The 17,938-nt window shown below is 66.7% G+C and carries 17 protein-coding genes and 1 tRNA gene; 14 read left to right on the top strand and 4 right to left on the bottom strand.

The features are described from left to right. Window position 1: 1 nt before the first annotated feature. The 3 genes from mutY to mutM all read right to left on the bottom strand — a co-directional run bounded on the left by mutY (window position 2) and on the right by mutM (window position 3,942). A complete protein-coding gene (gene mutY, locus ACZYRS_RS07000) occupies window positions 2–1,039 on the bottom strand; it encodes an A/G-specific adenine glycosylase (protein WP_463418646.1) in 1,038 nt (345 codons plus the stop codon). Between the two features lie 34 nt (window positions 1,040–1,073). After that, window positions 1,074–3,041 carry a dynamin family protein gene (locus ACZYRS_RS06995; protein ID WP_198784988.1) on the bottom strand — a complete coding sequence of 656 codons (1,968 nt, stop codon included), beginning with the start codon at window positions 3,039–3,041 and terminating at the stop codon, window positions 1,074–1,076. Window positions 3,042–3,129: 88 nt separating this feature from the next. Continuing rightward, window positions 3,130–3,942: a bifunctional DNA-formamidopyrimidine glycosylase/DNA-(apurinic or apyrimidinic site) lyase gene (gene mutM, locus ACZYRS_RS06990; protein ID WP_463418645.1), complete on the bottom strand. Its 813-nt coding sequence runs from the start codon at window positions 3,940–3,942 to the stop codon at window positions 3,130–3,132. A 70-nt stretch (window positions 3,943–4,012) separates the two neighbouring features. Here mutM and ACZYRS_RS06985 point away from each other — a divergent pair, with 70 nt between their 5' ends. From ACZYRS_RS06985 to ACZYRS_RS06950, 8 genes are all read left to right on the top strand, one after another. Then, a complete protein-coding gene (locus tag ACZYRS_RS06985; RefSeq protein WP_463418644.1) occupies window positions 4,013–5,860 on the top strand; it encodes a tetratricopeptide repeat protein in 1,848 nt (615 codons plus the stop codon). A 140-nt stretch (window positions 5,861–6,000) separates the two neighbouring features. Further along, the gene (locus tag ACZYRS_RS06980) at window positions 6,001–6,378 is read left to right on the top strand and encodes a lipoprotein insertase outer membrane protein LolB (protein WP_233101634.1); all 378 of its coding nucleotides are present in this window, start codon (window positions 6,001–6,003) and stop codon (window positions 6,376–6,378) included. Continuing rightward, window positions 6,375–7,256, top strand: coding sequence for a 4-(cytidine 5'-diphospho)-2-C-methyl-D-erythritol kinase (ispE, locus tag ACZYRS_RS06975; RefSeq protein ID WP_463418643.1), 882 nt, complete (start codon window positions 6,375–6,377; stop codon window positions 7,254–7,256). Before ACZYRS_RS06980 ends, ispE begins: the two co-directional genes overlap by 4 nt. 70 nt (window positions 7,257–7,326) lie before the next feature. Next, window positions 7,327–7,403, top strand: a tRNA-Gln gene (locus ACZYRS_RS06970). Between the two features lie 175 nt (window positions 7,404–7,578). Continuing rightward, window positions 7,579–8,553, top strand: a complete 975-nt coding sequence (locus ACZYRS_RS06965; protein WP_013543366.1) for a ribose-phosphate pyrophosphokinase — start codon at window positions 7,579–7,581, stop codon at window positions 8,551–8,553. Window positions 8,554–8,642: 89 nt separating this feature from the next. Further along, on the top strand, window positions 8,643–9,314 hold the full coding sequence (locus ACZYRS_RS06960) for a 50S ribosomal protein L25/general stress protein Ctc (RefSeq protein WP_198784983.1): 672 nt from the start codon (window positions 8,643–8,645) through the stop codon (window positions 9,312–9,314). Between the two features lie 88 nt (window positions 9,315–9,402). Beyond that, entirely contained in the window at window positions 9,403–10,035 is a 633-nt protein-coding gene (gene pth / locus ACZYRS_RS06955; RefSeq protein WP_198784982.1) for an aminoacyl-tRNA hydrolase, read from the top strand. Window positions 10,036–10,071: 36 nt separating this feature from the next. After that, the gene (locus tag ACZYRS_RS06950) at window positions 10,072–10,563 is read left to right on the top strand and encodes a hypothetical protein (RefSeq protein WP_463418642.1); all 492 of its coding nucleotides are present in this window, start codon (window positions 10,072–10,074) and stop codon (window positions 10,561–10,563) included. Here the strand turns inward: ACZYRS_RS06950 and ACZYRS_RS06945 are convergent. Beyond that, window positions 10,549–10,836: a YfhL family 4Fe-4S dicluster ferredoxin gene (locus tag ACZYRS_RS06945; RefSeq protein WP_093438640.1), complete on the bottom strand. Its 288-nt coding sequence runs from the start codon at window positions 10,834–10,836 to the stop codon at window positions 10,549–10,551. The two genes, ACZYRS_RS06950 and ACZYRS_RS06945, sit on opposite strands and share 15 nt — an antisense overlap. 103 nt (window positions 10,837–10,939) lie before the next feature. On the opposite strand from ACZYRS_RS06945, the gene ACZYRS_RS06940 reads away from it, so the two are divergent. The 6 genes from ACZYRS_RS06940 (at window position 10,940) to ACZYRS_RS06915 (ending at window position 17,923) form a co-directional block, all read left to right on the top strand. Then, the gene (locus ACZYRS_RS06940; protein ID WP_198784981.1) at window positions 10,940–11,890 is read left to right on the top strand and encodes an ABC transporter permease; all 951 of its coding nucleotides are present in this window, start codon (window positions 10,940–10,942) and stop codon (window positions 11,888–11,890) included. After that, on the top strand, window positions 11,887–12,765 hold the full coding sequence (locus ACZYRS_RS06935; RefSeq protein ID WP_463418641.1) for an ABC transporter permease: 879 nt from the start codon (window positions 11,887–11,889) through the stop codon (window positions 12,763–12,765). Before ACZYRS_RS06940 ends, ACZYRS_RS06935 begins: the two co-directional genes overlap by 4 nt. A gap of 5 nt (window positions 12,766–12,770) precedes the next feature. Next, entirely contained in the window at window positions 12,771–13,760 is a 990-nt protein-coding gene (locus tag ACZYRS_RS06930) for an ABC transporter ATP-binding protein (protein WP_463418640.1), read from the top strand. Next, window positions 13,757–14,587, top strand: coding sequence for an ATP-binding cassette domain-containing protein (locus tag ACZYRS_RS06925; RefSeq protein ID WP_463418639.1), 831 nt, complete (start codon window positions 13,757–13,759; stop codon window positions 14,585–14,587). Before ACZYRS_RS06930 ends, ACZYRS_RS06925 begins: the two co-directional genes overlap by 4 nt. Before the next feature lie 121 nt (window positions 14,588–14,708). Continuing rightward, window positions 14,709–16,202, top strand: a complete 1,494-nt coding sequence (locus ACZYRS_RS06920; RefSeq protein WP_463418638.1) for an ABC transporter substrate-binding protein — start codon at window positions 14,709–14,711, stop codon at window positions 16,200–16,202. 233 nt (window positions 16,203–16,435) lie between these two features. Next, window positions 16,436–17,923: an ABC transporter substrate-binding protein gene (locus ACZYRS_RS06915; RefSeq protein ID WP_198784976.1), complete on the top strand. Its 1,488-nt coding sequence runs from the start codon at window positions 16,436–16,438 to the stop codon at window positions 17,921–17,923. Window positions 17,924–17,938: the final 15 nt, after the last annotated feature.

Below are 17,938 nucleotides of genomic sequence, written 5' to 3'. Positions count from 1 at the left end.
GCTAGGCCGCGCCGCTGTTCTCCAGCAGCTTGCGCACGGGCGCGGGCAGGCCGAGCCGGCCCCACTCCTCTGCTTCGACCCAGCGCGCAACGTCGCCCTGCGGTTGCACGCCTTGCAGCAGCACCGGATGCAGGTGCAGGTCCTTGTGGGTCAGCACATGCACGAAGGGCGCAAGGTCTTGCGCGCCATGCTGCGCAGCGGATGGCAGCGCAGCGAGCAGCTCGTCTCGGCTGTCGAACACCGGCAGGCAATGCAGCCCGGCCCAGATGCCCTTCGCCGGCCGCTTCTCGAGCCAGACCCGGCCTTGCGCATCGCGCGCCAGCAGCACCCAGAGCGACTGCGCGCTGCGCTTGAGCTTGCGGGTCTTGACGGGATAGCGCTCCGGCGATCCTTCGCGCAGGCCCACGCAGGTCTTGTTGACCGGGCAGATCATGCAGCTGGGCTTGCGCGGCAGGCAGACGGTGGCGCCCAGGTCCATGAGCCCCTGCGTGTAGCTCGCGATCGCTTCGCGCTCTTCGGCGGGCGGCAACAGGTGCGTCGCCTGGTCCCACAGCGCGCGCTCCTGCTTGGAAGAAGACAGGTCGCCGCCGAAGCCGAGCACGCGCGTCAGCACGCGCTTCACATTGCCGTCGAGGATCGCCACACGCTCGCCGAAGCAGAACGCCGCGATCGCGGCCGCGGTGGAGCGGCCGATGCCGGGCAAGGTCACCAGCTCCGCCGCGGTGTGCGGAAATTCGCCGCCGAATCGCTCGACGACTTCCTGCGCGCAGCGGTGCATGTTGCGCGCGCGGCTGTAGTAACCGAGACCGCTCCACAGTCCGAACACCTCGTCTTCGGTGCCCGCAGCCAGCGCCTTCACATCGGGAAAGCGTTCGAGAAAGCGCGCGAAGTAGCCCAGCACCGTCGTGACCTGCGTCTGCTGGAGCATCACCTCCGACAGCCAGACGCGGTACGGATCGCGCGTGTTCTGCCACGGCAGCTCGCTGCGCCCGTGGCTGCGCTGCCAGCTGACGATCTGCGCGGCGAAATCGGGCGGCATCTGCAAAGCGGCTGCCGCCGTGGAAGCGGAACGCTCAGGCCGCACGCAACTCGCTGAAGGGGGTTGCAGCAACAGCCTGCGGCTTGCCTTGCTGCGTGATCAGCGAGGTGAATTCACGCAGGCGGGCATGCAGCTCGGCCAGGTTGGTTTCCTGCGCCGCCAACTCGAGCAGCCGCTCGTCGAGATTGCCGGCCGCATTCTGGATGCGCTCGATCGCCTCGATGCGCTTGCTGAAGTTGCGGCGGCGCTCCTTGAGCTGCGCATCGATTTGCGCGCTCGCGCCCTTGCTCCAGCGCTCGACCTCGGTCATCGCGGCCTCGTTGACCAGTCGCAGCCGGCTGGCCAGCGCGCGAACCAGCTTGTCGCAGAAATCGGCCTGCGCGAGCTTGAGCAAATTGCCCACGCCCAGGTAATGGATGTGGCTGCGCTCGATCTGGCTCAACTCCTGCTCGAAGCCCGTGAGATCGGGCTCGGCCGGCGCCTGCAGGGTGAAGCCCTGCTCGGCGTTGAGCTGGCGGAAGGTGGCGTGCAGCATCGACTGGATCTCTGCCGTCGTCGCCTGCACTTCGCGCAGGTTGTTGCGCAGCGAATCGAAGGTCTCGCCGTACACCTTGCGCACATTGAGCTTGATGCCGGGGCGCTTGAGCGCGGCCGACAGCCGCACCATGTCGGCCTTGAGCGCGGTGCGGCCCAGCACGGCATACACCTCGCGCAGCAGCTTGCCCTGCACCGAGCGCAACGCCAGGATGCGGGTGTTGCTGCCCTCGAATTCGGCGTGTTCCTGGTCGATGCGCGAGCGCATGTGGCGGATCACCGAGACGTTCTTGCCGCGGAGGCCCTGCAGCTCGAGCGCCTGCTCCGACAGGTCGCGCTGGCGCACCTTCAGGATGCGCTCGGCCTCGGTGCGCAGCGCGGTCATGCCGGCATCGACGGCCAGGCGCAGCATGGTCTCGCGCTTGCCGAGCACGCCTTCGCCCAGCAGCGCTTCGAGCGCCGGCAGGCGGCTGGCTTCAAGCAGGCGCGCATCGTGCTGGATCTTGGCCTGCAGGCCCTTCTGCGCGGACACCGGCAACACCTGCGCGAGCGGCACGTCGAGCAGCCGGGCCGCGCTGTCGCGCTGGCGCTCGATCTGCAGTTCGATCTGCGCGTGGGTGCTCAGCGAGTCCCACATCGTGTCGATCTTGTTGAGCACCACGAAGCGCGTGTCGCCGCCTTCGTCCTCGGTGATGAGGTGTTCGCGCCAGATCGACAGGTCGGAACGCGTCACGCCGGTCTCGGCGCCCAGGATGAAGACCACGGCGTGCGCCTGCGGAATCAGGCTCACCGTGAGTTCGGGCTCGGCGCCGATCGCGTTCAGGCCAGGGGTGTCCAGAATGACCAGCCCCTGCTCCAGCAAGGGGTGCGGCATGTTGAGCACGGCATGGCGCCAGCGCGGAATTTCGACGCGGCCTTCGGCGTCCTGCACCGGGTTGTCGTCGGGCGTCTCGGGGTTCCAGAAGCCGAGCGCGCGGGCCTCGTCCTTGCTCACCCAGCGCACTTCGGCCACCTTGCCCATGGCCTGCGCCAGTTGCTCGGCGTTGCCGACCTCGATCGGGATCTCGGTCCAGCGGGTCGACTTTTCGCGCCAGTGCGTCAGCGAATGCGGCTCCAGGCGGGTTTCGATCGGCAACAGCCGCAGCTTGGGCGCGATCGCCGGGTCGTAGCCCAGCTCGGTCGGGCACATCGTGGTGCGCCCCGCGCTCGCGGGCATGATGCGGCGCCCGTAGTCGGCAAAGAAGATCGCATTGATCAGCTCCGACTTGCCGCGTGAGAACTCGGCCACGAACGCGACCATCACCTTGCTGGTGCGGATCTGCAGTTCTAGCCCCCGCAGGCGCTCGGCCACGGCCTGGTCGAGCAGCTCGTTCTCGGTCAGCCAGCGGGACAGCCACTGCAGCCGATGGGCGAAGTTGCTCCGCCACGCACCGTGCTGATCGAGTTGTTGGTTGAAAGAGCGGCTCAAGGGAAATATGTAAGAAAGAACTTACAAATATAGCATCGCAAACTGCGTAGCGCCTGTTTCCGGGACATTCAATCGCAGGCGGAACCCTCTACTTTTGACAATTGGGACAAAAATAAGTGGAGCGCTGCCCTTGGCGCAGCAGCCGGATCGGCGTTGCGCAGACCCGACACGGCTCGCCGGCCCGCCCGTAAACGGTGGCTTCGAGCTGGAAATAGCCGTTCTGGCCGTCCACGTTGGAGAAGTCACGCAGCGTGCTGCCGCCCTTCTCGACCGCCCTGGCCAGGATTTCGCGCACCGCCGCATGGAGCTTGGCGGCCCGCGGCCGGCTGATGCGCGCGGCCGACAGGGTCGGACGGATGCCGGCCTGGAACAGCGCCTCCGATGCATAGATGTTGCCCACCCCCACCACCACGTCGCCCGCCAGCAGCACCTGCTTGACGGCGGTCCTGCGCTTGCGCAGGCCCGCGTGGAAGGCGTCGAGGTCGAAGGCGTCGCCCAGCGGCTCCATGCCCAGGCCGCCGAGCAGCTTGATGGCCCAGGGCGCGGCCTCGTCGTCCACGTAGACCACGGCGCCGAAGCGGCGCGGGTCGTTCAGCCGCAGGGTGCCGCGGTCGGTGACGAGGTCGAAGTGATCGTGCGTGCCGGGCGGCGGCAACGCCGCGTCGAAGCGCAGGCTGCCCGACATGCCCAGGTGCAGCAGCAGCAAGCCCCGGTCCAGGTCGATCAACAAATATTTACCGCGCCGCCGCACCTCGCGCACATGCCGCCCGACCAGTGCCTCGGGCACCACCATCAGGGCCCAGCGCAACGGTTTTCCGATGCGCACGGCGTCGATGCGCGCGCCGGCGATTCGGTCGGCAAAACCGCGGCGGGTGACTTCGACTTCGGGTAACTCAGGCATGAAAGTAAAACTCCGGCGAAGACGTAGCCCCACGCGACGCTCGTTCAAAAGCCTCGATTATCATGATTCGATGATTCCATCGCCCCGCCGACACCGCCTTGCGGCGGCCGCATCTCTCGTGCTGCTGGCTTGCGCGGTGCACGCGCAAACCTCCGATCCCGCCGCCCCCAACAGCCCGGCGCCCATCATCGAGCGCAACGCGCCCCCCAGGCCCGCGGTCCGGCCGCGGGTCACGCCGCCGAAGCCCGCCAGCGAACCCGCTGCGCAACCGTCGGCGCTGACCGCCGACCTGTTCTACGAAATCCTGATGGGCGAGCTGACCGCCCGCTCCGGCGATCCCGGCTCCGGCTATGCGCTGGTGCTCAACTCGGCACGGCGGCTGCGCGACGGCAAGCTGTTCCAGCGGGCCGTCGAGATCGCGCTGCAATCGCGTTCCGGCGATGCCGCCCTGGCCGCCGCACGTGCCTGGCAGGAGACGCTGCCCACGTCGCGCGATGCACGGCGCATCGAACTGCAGATCCTGATCGCGCTGAACCGCATCGGCGAAACGGTCGAGCCGCTGCGCGCCGAGGTGGCTGCCACTTCGCAGATCGAGCGTCCGCTCCTGATGGCGGTGATTGCACGCAATTACTCGCGCGCTTCCGACAAGAAGCTGGCGGCCTCGGTGGTCGAGCGGGCGCTGGTCGACGAACTCAAGAGCCCGACGACCGGCGGCCTGGCCTGGGCCACCGTGGGCCGGCTGCGCCTCAATGCCGGGGACGCGTCCGGCGCCCTGGAGGCCGCGCGCAAGGGGCAGGAAATCGATCCGGCCTCCGACGCGCCGCCCGCGCTGGCGCTCGAGATGGTCGATCCCGGCCAGCCGCTGGCCGAGCCGATCGTCACGCGCTACCTCGCCAGCAACACCAAGGCCACGCCCGAACTGCGCGTCGCCTATGCGCGCGTGCTGGTCGAGAACCGGCGCTACGGCGACGCCCAGACCCAGTTGCAGGCACTCACCGCGGCGCGGCCCGAACTGCCCGAGCCCTGGCTGCTGCTGGGCAGCCTGCAGATGCAGGCCAAACAGGACGGCGCGGCGGAAACCTCCTTCAAGCGATACATCGAACTCTCCGCTAACCAAGGCAAGGACGCCGATGACGCCTCCGACCGCCAGCGCGGCGTGACGCAGGCATACCTCGCACTCTCGCAACTGGCGGAACGGCGCAAGGACCTCGCGGGCGCCGAGCGGTGGCTTGCGCGCATCGACAGCACCGAGGATCTCACCGTCGCCCAGACCCGCCGCGCGGGCCTGCTGGCGCGCCAGGGCAAGCTACCGCAGGCGCGGGAAGTCATCCGCGCCCTGCCCGAGCGCACGCCCGAGGACAAGAAGCAGAAATTCCTCGCCGAAGTGCAGCTGCTGCGCGACGCCAAGCAATACCAGGCCGCCTACGACATGCTGGCGCAGGCTTCCACGGCCGCGCCCGACGACAGCGACCTGGTCTACGACCAGGCGATGGTGGCCGAGAAGCTCAACCGCCTGGACGACATGGAGCGGCTGCTGCGCCGGCTGATCCAGCTCAAGCCCGAGAGCCAGAACGCCTACAACGCCCTGGGCTACTCGTTCGCCGATCGCAAGATCCGGCTGGACGAAGCGCGCACGCTGATCCAGAAGGCGGTGCAGCTGGCACCGGAAGACCCGTTCATCGCCGACAGCCTGGGCTGGGTCGAGTTCCGGATGGGCAACACGGCCGAGGCCATCCGCATCCTCGAGGCGGCCTACAAGACGCGGCCCGATCCCGAGATCGGCGCGCACTTCGGCGAAGTGCTGTGGAGCATCGGCCAGAAGGACCGCGCGGTGACGATCTGGAAGGAAGCGCTCTTGAGCGACGCCGAGAACGAAACCCTGCAGGAAACGCTCAAGCGCCTGCGCGTCAAACCGTGACGGTAACCGCCTGCGGGCAGTCCCCCGGTCGCCGCGCTTTTCTGGCGGTGGGCGGAGCGGCTCTTCTTTTGATAGCAGGCTGCACCCAGTTGACGGGCGGCTCCTCGGCGCCGCGAGGCTCGGACAGCTGGAGCGGCCGCATGTCGCTGCGCATCGACAGCGAACCGGTGCAGACCTTTTCCGCGTTGTTCGAATTGCGCGGCTCGCCCGAAGCCGGCGACCTCACACTGACGACGCCGATCGGCAGCACCCTGGCCCAGCTGCACTGGGCCCCGGGCGAAGCCTTGCTGAAGAACGGCAGCGACACGCGCCACTTCGATTCCCTGGACGCGTTGATCGAAGCCGCCACCGGCGCGGCGATCCCGGTCGGCGCGCTGTTCGGCTGGCTCGCCGGGCGCAACGACAGCGTGCCCGGCTGGCGCCCCGACCTGGGCCAGCTCGCGAACGGGCGCCTGCAGGCCACGCGCGAGTCGCCGAGCCCCCGGGCGGACCTGCGCATCGTGTTCGAGCGGTCATGAAGGCCCTCTACGACCTTCCCGCACCGGCCAAGCTCAACCTGTTCCTGCACATCACCGGCCGGCGCGACGACGGCTACCACCTGCTGCAGTCGGTCTTCATGCTGATCGACTGGTGCGACACGCTGCACGTCGAGCTGCGGCGCGACGGCCAGCTGACCCGCGAAGACCTCACGACCGAACTGCCCGCCGACGATCTCGTCCTGCGCGCCGCGCGCGCGCTGCAGGCGCACGCCGCGCCCGGACAGGGCGCTCACATCGGCGTTGCCAAACATGTACCGGCCCAGGCGGGAATGGGCGGCGGATCGTCCGATGCCGCCACGTGCCTGCTGGCGCTCAACCGCCTGTGGAACCTGAACCTGCCCCTGTCGCGGCTCGCGCAGATCGGGCTGAAGCTGGGCGCCGACGTGCCCTTCTTCCTCGGCGGACACCATGCGTGGGTCGAAGGCATCGGCGAGGAAATCAGGCCTGTCACGTTGCCGCCGGCGCGCTTCGCCGTGGTCAAGCCGACCGAAGGATTGGATACCCGCTTAATTTTTTCAGCGGATGATCTTGAACGCTCAACTCCTGTTGCTATAATCTCGGGCTTTGCTGCAGATAGCGAACAGCTTGAAGCCCCAAACCTGGATAACAAGGTTTTCGACTTCGGCCACAACGACCTGCAGCCGGTTGCCCAGCGACTTTGCCCCGCGGTCACCGATGCCATCGAATGGCTCGGTGCCCAAGGATTGAAGGCCCGGATGACCGGCTCCGGAAGTTCGGTGTTCGCAAAATTGCCGCAAGGGCCGCATGAAGCGGAACTGGTCGAAGCCCCCGCGGGCTGGCAGGTTCGTCAATGCAGCAACCTGGCTGTTCATCCTCTGGTAGGTTGGGCAGCCTGAAAATGGTCGGATCGTTTGTTCGGTCCGACGCGACATATATCGGTTGATGGTGCAAACCGTCGACCCGTGTAGGGGAGTCGCCAAGCTGGTTAAGGCACTGGATTTTGATTCCAGCATGCAAAGGTTCGAATCCTTTCTCCCCTGCCAAATCTATTGAAACTGCGGTCTAACCCCCGCAGTTCTTTTAAAAACTGCGGCCTGATGGCCGCAGTGTTTCTTCTGCAGCACACCCGCTGCAATAATCGGCAGCCCACGGGCCGCCACGACTCAAAACCTTTTGGCGGCTTCCTCGAAGCCAATTTCGCACTGCCGGGACGCGCTCATGCAGGCTAATCACCCTGATTTCATGGTTTTCACCGGCAATGCCAATCCTGGCCTCGCCGCGGAAATCGCGCACAACCTCGGCACCTCGCTGGGCGCCGCACGCGTCGGTCGCTTCTCCGATGGAGAAGTCACTGTCGAGATCAACCAGAACGTTCGCGCACGCGACGTGTTCGTGGTGCAGTCCACCTGCGCTCCGACCAACGAAAACCTGATGGAACTGCTGATCATGGTCGACGCGCTCAAGCGCGCATCGGCCGAGCGGATCAGCGCCGTGATTCCCTACTTCGGCTACGCCCGCCAGGACCGCCGCCCGCGCTCGAGCCGCGTGCCGATCTCGGCCAAGGTGGTGGCCAACCTGCTGGAAACCGTCGGCGTCGAGCGTGTGCTCACGATGGACCTTCACGCCGACCAGATCCAGGGCTTCTTCGACATTCCGGTCGACAACATCTACGCCTCGCCAGTGCTCCTCGGTGACCTGCGCGCCAAGAACTACGAAGACCTGATCGTGGTCTCGCCCGACGTAGGCGGCGTGGTTCGCGCCCGTGCGCTGGCCAAGCAGCTGAACTGCGACCTCGCCATCATCGACAAGCGCCGCCCGAAGGCCAACGTCAGCGAGGTCATGAATGTGATCGGCGAAATCGACGGCCGCAACTGCGTGATCATGGACGACATGATCGACACGGCCGGCACGCTGGTCAAAGCGGCCGAAGTGCTCAAGGAGCGCGGCGCCAAGAGCGTCTACGCCTACTGCACGCACCCGATCTTTTCGGGCCCGGCCATCGAGCGCATCACCAAGGGCACGGCCCTGGACGAAGTGGTCGTGACCAACACCATCCCCCTTTCCGATGCGGCCCTCGCATGCGGAAAGATCCGCCAGCTCTCCGTGGCACCGCTGATCGCCGAGACGATCCAGCGCATTGCCAAGGGCGAGTCGGTGATGAGTTTGTTCTCGGACCAGGACAACCTGTTCTGACCTGAGAGCCAAAGAGCGGGCTTCTTTTCGAAGAAGCCTTTTTGAACCGGAGTCGCACTGGTCGCGGTGGACTCTCACAGGAGCTAGTTATGAAATTCGTCGCTTTTGAGCGCGCCAAGCAGGGCACGGGTGCGAGCCGCCGTCTCCGCATCTCGGGCAAGACGCCCGGCATCGTCTACGGTGGTGAAGGCCAGCCCCAGCTGATCGAGATCGATCACAACGCGCTGTGGCACGCCCTCAAGAAGGAAGCCTTCCACTCGTCGATCCTGGAAATGGAACTCGGCGGCGCCACCAGCAAAGTGCTGCTGCGCGACGTGCAGTACCACCCCTTCCGCCAGCTGGTGCAACACATCGACTTCCAGCGCGTGGACGCCAAGACCCGCCTGCACATGAAGGTGCCGCTGCACTTCAAGGGTGAAGAAGAGTCCGAAGCCGTCAAGACCGCGCACAACCTGGTGAACCACGTGATCACCGAGCTGGAAATCAGCTGCCTGCCGTCCGACCTGCCCGAGTTCATCGAAGTGGACCTCTCCGGTCTCACGAAGAACGCCACGCTGCACGTCAACGACATCAAGCTGCCCAAGGGCGTGAAGTTCGTGAGCCACGGCAAGACGAACCCCGTCATCGTGTCGGCCGTGCCGCCGCTGGTCGCCGAAGAAGCAGCACCCGCCGCCGAAGGCGCAGCTGCTGCCGAAGGCGCCGCACCGGCTGCCGGTGGCAAGCCTGCCGCCAAGACGGCCAAGCCCGCCGCCAAGAAGTGATTCTGAAGAAGTAATTCTTCCCGTCCCCTGCAAAAAGGCCCGCCTCGTGCGGGCCTTTTGCTTTGGGGGCGGCGACATAATTCCCGCCATGATCAAGCTGTTCGTCGGCCTCGGAAACCCGGGCCCTGAGTACGAAGCCACGCGCCACAACGCGGGCTTCTGGTGGATCGACGCCCTCGCGCGCGACTGGAAACTCAACCTCGTGCCCGAGCGCGGCTACCACGGCCTCGCGGCACGCGCGAGCATCGGCGGCCAGAGCGTCTGGCTGCTGGAGCCGCAGACCTTCATGAACCTCTCGGGCAAGTCGGTGGCTTCGCTCGCGCGATTCTTCAAGATCGCGCCCGAGGAAATCCTTGTCGTGCACGACGAGCTCGACGTGGTGCCCGGCCAGGCCAAGCTCAAGTTCGGCGGCAGCCACGCCGGCCACAACGGCCTGCGCGACATCCACGCGCAACTGGGCACCGGCGATTACTGGCGGCTGCGCCTGGGCATCGGGCATCCCGGCGTGAAGTCGGAGGTCGTCAACTGGGTGCTCAAGAAACCGCTGAAAGAACAACGTGAGCTGATCGAGGACGCCATCGTCCGCACGCTGCATGCCGCGCCCGCGCTCGTGGCCGGCGAGATGGAGAAAGCGACCATGGTCATCCACACGAGCAAACCGCCCCGGCCCAAACCGCCGCGGCGGGAGCCCGGCGACGGGGGCACGCCTGCCGCCACCTAGCCGGCAACCGGAGCGCAGGAGGGAGAGAAATAAAAAATGAAGACGAGAAGAAAAAGAGAAACGAGGGCGGGGAATTTCGGGATCGCTCTGCTTTTGATAGCGTTCTGTGCCTGTTCCGCCAGCGCAAACACCTGGCGATGCGGCAGCACCTACTCGGACCGCCCCTGCGAAGGCGGCAAGGCGGTAAAGGTCGACGATCCGCGCAGCAATGAAGACCGGCGCGCTGCCGAAGCCGGCGCGAAGCGCAACAGCGCGCAGGCCGACAAGCTGGAGCACTCCCGGCTGTCGCTGGAGAAAGCGGCCTATGACCGCGATCGCCAGTCGGCGAGGGAAGCCAGGAGCGCCGCGCTGGCCGAACGGCGCATGGCCCTGTCCGAGCAGCAAGCGAGAGAACGCGCCACCAAGGCGGCCGGCGATCCGCGCAAATCCACCATGAGCTTCAACAGCGGTGGGTCGAGCAGCAAGTCGGCCGGCGACGCCCCGGCGAAGAAAAAGAAGCGGAAGTCCCGCGACTCAGACGCCGGCTGACGAAGAAGGCGAAACCGCCGTCACCTTGATCGCCGTGAGGCGCTGGTACTTCTGCATCAGCGTCTCGCGGCTTTCCACGTGCTCGGGGTTCAGGGGAATGCACGCGACCGGGCAGATCTGCACGCACTGGGGCTCATCGAAGTGGCCGACGCATTCGGTGCACTTGTGCGGATCGATCTCGTAGTACTCCGCGCCCATGTAGATCGCATCGTTGGGGCACTCGGGCTCGCAGACATCGCAGTTGATGCATTCGTCGGTGATCATGAGGGCCATCCCCCGATTATCGGCGGACCGGTGCGGCGGGCGGTCCGCGAATGACAAAGGCCACATTCAAGGCACATTTGTTGCAGTAGTCAGTTATGCTGCGCCCCGCCCCATGAGTCTGTTTCTATTCAAGCGCCTCGCCACGCTGATCGGCACCTTGATCGGCGCTTCGGTCATCGTCTTCCTCGTTCTGGAGATCCTGCCCGGCAACGCCGCGCAGATGCTCATGGGTCCCGACGCCTCGCCCGATGCCGTCGCGGCGCTGGCCACCAAGCTGGGCCTGGACCAACCCGCGTGGACGCGCTACTGGCACTGGATCGGGGGCCTGCTCACCGGCAACCTGGGCGACAGCTACGCCTACAGCTCGCCCGTGCTCGACCTCATCCTCGAGCGCCTCGCGCTCACCGTGCCGCTCGCCATGATGGCGATGGCCCTCACGGTGGTGATCGCGCTGCTGGTGGGCGTGACTGCCGCCGCGCGCCACAACAAGCTGGGCGACGTGGGCCTCATGGGCATGGCGCAGGTCGGCATCGCGATTCCGAATTTCTGGTTCGCGATCATGCTGATCCTGGTGTTCTCGGTGCAGCTGCAGTGGTTCTCGGCCGGCGGCTTCGAGGGCTGGGGCGAAGGCATCTTCGCGGGCCTCAAGTCGCTGCTGCTGCCGGCGCTGTCGCTCGCGGTGGTGCAGGCGGCGATCCTCGCGCGCATCACGCGCTCGGCCGTGCTCGAGGTGATGCGCGAAGACTTCGTTCGCACCGCGCGCGCCAAGGGCGTATCTCAGCGCATGGTGCTGTGGACCCATGTGCTGCGCAACGCGATGATCCCGGTCATCACCGTGATGGGCATGCAGTTCTCCGAACTGCTCGCCGGCACGATCGTGGTGGAGAACGTGTTCTACCTCCCGGGCCTCGGTCGCCTCATCTTCCAGGCCATCAGCAACCGCGACCTGATCGTGGTGCGCAACTGCGTGATGCTGCTCGCAGCGCTCGTGGTCATCGTTAACTTCGTGGTCGACGTGCTCTATGCCGTGATCGATCCGCGCATCAAGGCGAGCGACATATGAGCAGCACCGTCGCCGTCCCGAGCGCCGCCGCACTCAAGGTTCCGGGCTTCTGGCGCCGCGCGCTGCACCACCGCAGCTTCGTCATTGGCGGCGTGCTCACGCTGCTGCTCCTGCTGGCCGCCGCCCTCTCGCTCGTCTGGACGCCCTGGTCGCCCTACGAGATGGACATGGCCAACAAGCTCAAGCCGCCGACCGGCGCGCACTGGCTGGGCACCGACACCTACGGCCGCGACGTCGCCTCGCTGCTGCTGGTGGGCGCGCGCGCGTCCATCCTCGTGGGCGTGATCGCGGTGGGCATCGGCCTCGTGGTCGGCACCGCGCTCGGTCTGCTCGCCGCCGCGAAGCGCGGCTGGGTCGAGGAAGCCATCATGCGGCTGACCGACTTTTCGCTCGCGTTCCCCGCGATCCTCTCGGCGATCATGATGACGGCCGTGTTCGGCGCGGGCATCGTCAATGCCATCGTGGCGATCGGCATCTACAACATTCCCACCTTCGCGCGCATCACGCGCGCCTCGGCCAACGCGATCTGGTCGCGCGAGTACATCGCTGCCGCGCGCGCCTGCGGCAAGGGCGCGTTCTCGATCACGATGCAGCACGTGCTGCCGAACATCTCCGCGGTGCTGATCGTGCAGATCACGATCCGCTTCGCCATCGCGATCCTGGCCGAAGCCGCCCTCTCCTACCTCGGCCTGGGTACGCAGCCGCCGCAACCTTCATGGGGCCGCATGCTCAGCGAAGCGCAGACGATGATGTTCCAGTCGCCGCTCCTGGCCGTGTTCCCCGGCATGGCCATCGCGATGGCGGTGCTGGGCCTGAACATGCTGGGCGACGGCCTGCGCGATCTGCTCGACCCGCGCCTTGCGCGCGCAAGGTGAGCGACATGCCTCTCCTCCAAGTCAAGGACCTGCACATCGAACTGCAAACGCAGCGCGGTCCGGCCGAGGCCGTGCGCGGCATCGACTTCACGCTGGAGCGCGGCGAAACGCTCGGCATCGTGGGCGAATCGGGCTGCGGCAAGTCGATCACCGTGATGTCGCTCATGGGCCTTTTGCCCTCGAACGCCAAGGCCACCGGCAGCATCCGCTTCGACGACACCGAGCTCGTCGGCCGCGACGAAAAGGACATGTGCCAGATCCGCGGCAACCGCATCGGCATGATCTTCCAGGAGCCGATGACGGCGCTCAACCCGGTGCACACCATCGTGCGCCAGGTCGGCGAGCCGCTCAGGCTGCACCGCGGTCTCTCGAAGGCCCAGGCGCGCAAGGAAGTGCTCGCGCTGCTGGAGCGCGTGGGCATTCCCGATGCGGCCTCGCGGCTCGATGCATATCCGCACCAGTTCTCGGGCGGCCAACGCCAGCGCATCGGCATTGCGATGGCACTGGCCTGCGGGCCCGACCTGCTGATCGCCGACGAGCCCACCACCGCGCTCGACGTGACCATCCAGAAGCAGATCCTCGAGCTCATCCAGAGCCTGGTGCAAGAGCGCGGCATGGCGCTGATCCTGATCTCGCACGACCTGGGCGTGATCGCGCAGACCGTCTCCAAGATGCTCGTGATGTACGGCGGCAGCGTGGTCGAGAGCGGGCCAACCGAGGCCGTGTTCGCCCGCCGCGCTCACCCTTACACGCAAGGCCTCTTCGCCGCACGGCCGGCGCTCGGCGCGCCGCGCGGCGTGCGCCTGGCCACCATTCGCGGCAGCGTGCCCGAACTGGTCGATCTGCCCAAGGGCTGCCCGTTCGCGGGCCGCTGCGGCTACACGATCGACGCGTGCCACATCACGCGGCCGGCGCCCGCGATGCTGCCGCACGACCATGCGGTGCGCTGCATCCGGCTGGACGACATCGCGGTGGAAGCCGCCGTTGCCCCATGAGTGAATCCACCCTCGCCTCGCCGTTGCTGGAGGTGACCGACCTCGTGCGTCACTACGACCTGCCGCGCGAAAAACTCTTCGGCCCGCCGCCCACCGTCAAGGCGCTCAACGGCGTGAGCTTCAAGGTCGAAGCCGGCCGCAGCGTCGGCATCGTCGGCGAATCGGGCTCGGGCAAGTCGACCATCGCGCGCCTGGTGATGGCGCTCGACACGCCGACCTCGGGCAGCGTGAAGCTGCTCGGGCGTGATCTGCATACATTGCCCAAGAGCGAACTGCGCACCGCACGTCGCGATTTCCAGATGGTCTTTCAAGACCCGTACGGTTCGCTCGACCCACGCCAGACCGTCGCACGCATCGTCGCCGAACCGCTCGAAGCATTGGCAGAAGCGTCGCGCAAGGAACAGCGCGAACGCGCCGCCGAATCGCTCGCAGCCGTCGGCCTGCGCACCACCGACATGGACAAGTACCCGCACGAGTTCTCGGGCGGGCAAAGACAACGCATCGCGATCGCACGCGCGCTCATCACGCGCCCCAAGCTCATCGTCGCCGACGAGCCCGTGAGCGCGCTCGACGTCTCGGTGCAGGCGCAGGTGCTCAACCTCATGCAAGACCTGCAGCAGCAGTTCGGCGTGAGCTACCTGCTCATCAGCCACGACCTCGCGGTGGTCAACCACCTGTGCGACGAGGTGTGCGTGGTGTGGAAGGGCCTCATCGTCGAACAGGGCCCGCCGGGCGAGCTGTTCCGCAACGCGCAGCACCCGTACACGCGCACGCTGCTCGATGCGGTACCGCGCACGCCCACCGGCGGCACGCTGCTCGCGGCCTGACACCGAAGCGCCGCGCTCTCTTCGTAGGATGAGTGGGTCATAAGCATCTGGTTGCGCGATGGCACCCGTCTCGCGGATGATGCTTGCCCCCTCTTCCCGAGGACACAGAGGACTCCGCTTCATGCTCCAACGACGCACCCTGCTCGCCACCGGCGCCGCCGCCCTGGCCCCGCTCGCATTGCCGCTCGACGCCTTCGCGCAAAAGAAAAAAGATTCGCTGGTCATCGGCCTCACGCTCGAACCCACGGGCCTGGACCCGACTGCCAAGGCCGGCGCCGAAATCTCCGAGGTGGTGCTCTACAACGTCTTCGAGACGCTCACCAAGATCAACTCCGACGGCAGCGTGACGCCGCTGCTCGCCGAGAGCTGGGAGGTTTCGCCCGACCTGAAGACCTACACCTTCAAACTCAGGCGCGGCGTGAAGTTCCAGAACGGCGAGGCCTTCAACGCGCAGAGCGTGAAGTTCTCGTTCGACCGCGCGGCCGCGGCCAACAGCACCAACAAGGACAAGCGCACCTTCGCCAACATCGCGACGCAGGTGCTCGACGAGCACACCGTGGTGCTGATCAACAAGGAGATCGAGCCCGACCTCTTGTTCCTGCTCGGCCAGGCGTCGGCCATCCTCGTGGAGCCCAGGACGGTGGAGACCAACGCCACCAAGCCCGTCGGCACCGGCCCCTACCGCCTGGACAACTGGGCCAAGGGCTCGACCATCGTGCTCGCCAGGTGGGACGGTTATCGCCACGCCGAGGCCGCGCAGATCCGCAAGGTGAGCTTCCGCTTCATCTCCGAGCCGGCCGCGCAGACCACCGCGCTGCTCGCGGGCGATGTGGACCTGTTCCCGCATGCCTCGGTGTCGCGGAGCCTTCCGCAGTTCCAGAACGACAAGCGCTTCCAGGTCGTCTTCAACGCCTCGCGCGGCAAGACCATCCTGGCCATCAACAACAAGCGCAAGCCCCTGGACGACGTGCGCGTGCGCCGCGCCATCTCCGCGGCCATCGACCGCAAGGCCGTCATCGAGGCGGCAGCGGACGGGCGCGGCATTCCGATCGGCAGCCATTACGTGCCGGGCGCGCCGGGCTACATCGACACCACGGGCATCAACGCCTACGACGTGGAGAAGGCCAAGAGGCTCCTGGCCGAGGCCGGCGTGAAGACGCCGCTCGAACTGGAGCTGGTGCTCCCGCCCCCGCCCTATGCGCGGCAGGGCGGCGAGCTCATCGCCGCGCAGCTGGCCAAGGTGGGCATCGTCGCGAAGATCCAGAACGTCGAGTGGGCGCAGTGGATGAGCGGCACCTACGGCAACAAGAATTACGACCTCTCGCTGATCCTGCACGTGGAGCCCTTCGACCTGGTGAACTACACCAAGCCCGAGTACTACTGGGGCTACCAGTCGGCGAAGTTCAACGAGGCCTTCGACAAGGCGCGCAATGCGCCCCGCGCGGCCGAGCGCCTGCGCTACCTCGGCGATGCGCAGCGCCTCCTGGCCGAGGACGCGGCCAACGTGTTCCTGTTCCAGCCGCAGTTCATCACGGTGGCGGGGCGCAACCTGCGTGGCCTCTGGAAGGACTCGCCGATCTTCGCGAACGACATCGCCGCCCTGTACTGGGCCTGATGAAACGGCCCGGCAAAGCGCCCGCGCCAGGCCCCGGCATCCGGGTACGTCCCGAGGAAAAACCGCTCCCGGAGCCATTCGCCGGGCCACCCGCTGCGAGAGAATGATCCGCTGCGCACGTGGCATCTTTCGTGCTGCGTGCCTTGTCTTTCGTGGCGCCGCGCCTCCCTTCGGGGCACGGTGGGCGCCGAACCAGTCATTCGACCCTGGCCGTTTTCCGGAGATACCCAAGTATGTTGAACCGTCGCACCCTCCTCACCACCGCCGGCGCCACCGTCGCGCTGGCCACCCCGCTGGCCGGCATGGCCCAAGGGCGGAAGGACGCCATCGTGATCGGCATGGCGCTCGAGCCGCCGGGCCTGGACCCGACAGCCGGCGCGGCCGCCGCCATCGCGGAGATCGTGCAGTACAACATCCTGGAGACGCTCACCAAGATCAACGCCGACGGCAGCGTCACGCCGCTCCTGGCCGAGAGCTGGGAAGTCTCGCCCGACCTGAAGACCTACACCTTCAAGCTCCGGCGCGGCGTGAAGTTCCAGAACGGCGAGCCCTTCAACGCGGCCACCGTCAAGTTCTCGTTCGACCGCGCCGGCGGCGAGAAGAGCACCAACAAGGACAAGCGCACCTTCGCCAACCTCGCCACGCAGGCGGTGGACGACTACACGGTGGTGGTCATCAACAAGGAAATCGACCCCGACCTGCCCTTCGTGCTGGGTCAGGCCACGGCCGTGATCGTCGAGCCCAAGAGCGCCGACGCCAACGCCACCAAGCCCGTCGGCACCGGCCCCTACAAGCTGGACAGCTGGGCCAAGGGCTCCTCGCTCACGCTGAGCAAGTGGGAGGGCTTTCGCAGCCCCGCCACCGCCAAGATCAACAAGGTGACCTTCCGCTTCATCGCCGACACCGCCGCGCAGGCCGCCGCGCTGATGGCAGGCGACGTCGATGTGTTCACCCGCATCGGCACGCGCGTGGTGCCGCAGTTCAAGGCCAACCCGCAGTTCCAGGTGATCCTGGCGGGCTCGCGCGCCAAGACCATCCTGTCGATCAACAACCAGAAGAAGCCCCTGGACGACGTGCGCGTGCGCCGCGCCATCCTCGCGGCCATCGACCGCAAGGCCGTGATCGAGGGCGCCGCCGACGGCCTGGGCGTGGCCATCGGCAGCCACTACGTGCCGGGCGCGGCGGGCTTCGTGGACACCACGGGCGTCAACCCCTTCGACATCGAGAAGGCCAAGAAGCTGCTCGCCGAAGCCGGCGTGAAGACGCCGCTCGAACTCAAGATGACGCTGCCCCCGCCGCCCTACGCGCGCCAGGGCGGCGAGGTGATCGTGGCCCAGCTCGCCAAGATCGGCATCGTGGTGAAGGTGCAGAACGTCGAGTGGGCGCAGTGGCTGAGCGGCACCTACGGCAACAAGGACTACGACCTGTCGATCATTTCGCACGTCGAGCCCTTCGACCTGGGCAACTACGCCAAGTCGGACTACTACTGGGGCTACCAGTCGAAGGCCTTCAACACGCTGTTCGACAAGATCAAGACCACGGCCAACGCCACCGAGCGCAACAAGCTCCTGGGCGACGCGCAGAAGATGCTGGCCACCGACGCGGCCAACGGCTTCCTCTACCAGCCGCAGTTCCCGACGATCGCCAAGAAGAACGTCAAGGGCCTCTGGAAGGAGAACCCGATCTTCGTGAACGACCTCTCTGCCCTGTCCTGGGGCTAGGGATCGACGTGTCCT

The organism is Variovorax sp. AC194, assembly GCF_979257995.1.
The sequence above is the reverse complement of the archived record's forward strand: the minus strand, read 5'-3'. Positions and strand labels throughout refer to the sequence as shown.

What these genes read in the sequence shown, in the direction of transcription:
- mutY (WP_463418646.1), bottom strand. Translation starts at nt 1,039, where the DNA reads ATGCCGCCCGATTTCGCCGCGCAGATCGTCAGCTGGCAGCGCAGCCAC.
- ACZYRS_RS06980 (WP_233101634.1), top strand. Translation starts at nt 6,001, where the DNA reads ATGTCGCTGCGCATCGACAGCGAACCGGTGCAGACCTTTTCCGCGTTG.
- ACZYRS_RS06935 (WP_463418641.1), top strand. Translation starts at nt 11,887, where the DNA reads ATGAGCAGCACCGTCGCCGTCCCGAGCGCCGCCGCACTCAAGGTTCCG.
- ACZYRS_RS06940 (WP_198784981.1), top strand. Translation starts at nt 10,940, where the DNA reads ATGAGTCTGTTTCTATTCAAGCGCCTCGCCACGCTGATCGGCACCTTG.
- ACZYRS_RS06920 (WP_463418638.1), top strand. Translation starts at nt 14,709, where the DNA reads ATGCTCCAACGACGCACCCTGCTCGCCACCGGCGCCGCCGCCCTGGCC.
- ACZYRS_RS06960 (WP_198784983.1), top strand. Translation starts at nt 8,643, where the DNA reads ATGAAATTCGTCGCTTTTGAGCGCGCCAAGCAGGGCACGGGTGCGAGC.
- ACZYRS_RS06930 (WP_463418640.1), top strand. Translation starts at nt 12,771, where the DNA reads ATGCCTCTCCTCCAAGTCAAGGACCTGCACATCGAACTGCAAACGCAG.
- ACZYRS_RS06950 (WP_463418642.1), top strand. Translation starts at nt 10,072, where the DNA reads ATGAAGACGAGAAGAAAAAGAGAAACGAGGGCGGGGAATTTCGGGATC.
- mutM (WP_463418645.1), bottom strand. Translation starts at nt 3,942, where the DNA reads ATGCCTGAGTTACCCGAAGTCGAAGTCACCCGCCGCGGTTTTGCCGAC.
- ACZYRS_RS06945 (WP_093438640.1), bottom strand. Translation starts at nt 10,836, where the DNA reads ATGGCCCTCATGATCACCGACGAATGCATCAACTGCGATGTCTGCGAG.
- ACZYRS_RS06915 (WP_198784976.1), top strand. Translation starts at nt 16,436, where the DNA reads ATGTTGAACCGTCGCACCCTCCTCACCACCGCCGGCGCCACCGTCGCG.
- ACZYRS_RS06985 (WP_463418644.1), top strand. Translation starts at nt 4,013, where the DNA reads ATGATTCCATCGCCCCGCCGACACCGCCTTGCGGCGGCCGCATCTCTC.
- ACZYRS_RS06965 (WP_013543366.1), top strand. Translation starts at nt 7,579, where the DNA reads ATGCAGGCTAATCACCCTGATTTCATGGTTTTCACCGGCAATGCCAAT.
- pth (WP_198784982.1), top strand. Translation starts at nt 9,403, where the DNA reads ATGATCAAGCTGTTCGTCGGCCTCGGAAACCCGGGCCCTGAGTACGAA.
- ispE (WP_463418643.1), top strand. Translation starts at nt 6,375, where the DNA reads ATGAAGGCCCTCTACGACCTTCCCGCACCGGCCAAGCTCAACCTGTTC.
- ACZYRS_RS06925 (WP_463418639.1), top strand. Translation starts at nt 13,757, where the DNA reads ATGAGTGAATCCACCCTCGCCTCGCCGTTGCTGGAGGTGACCGACCTC.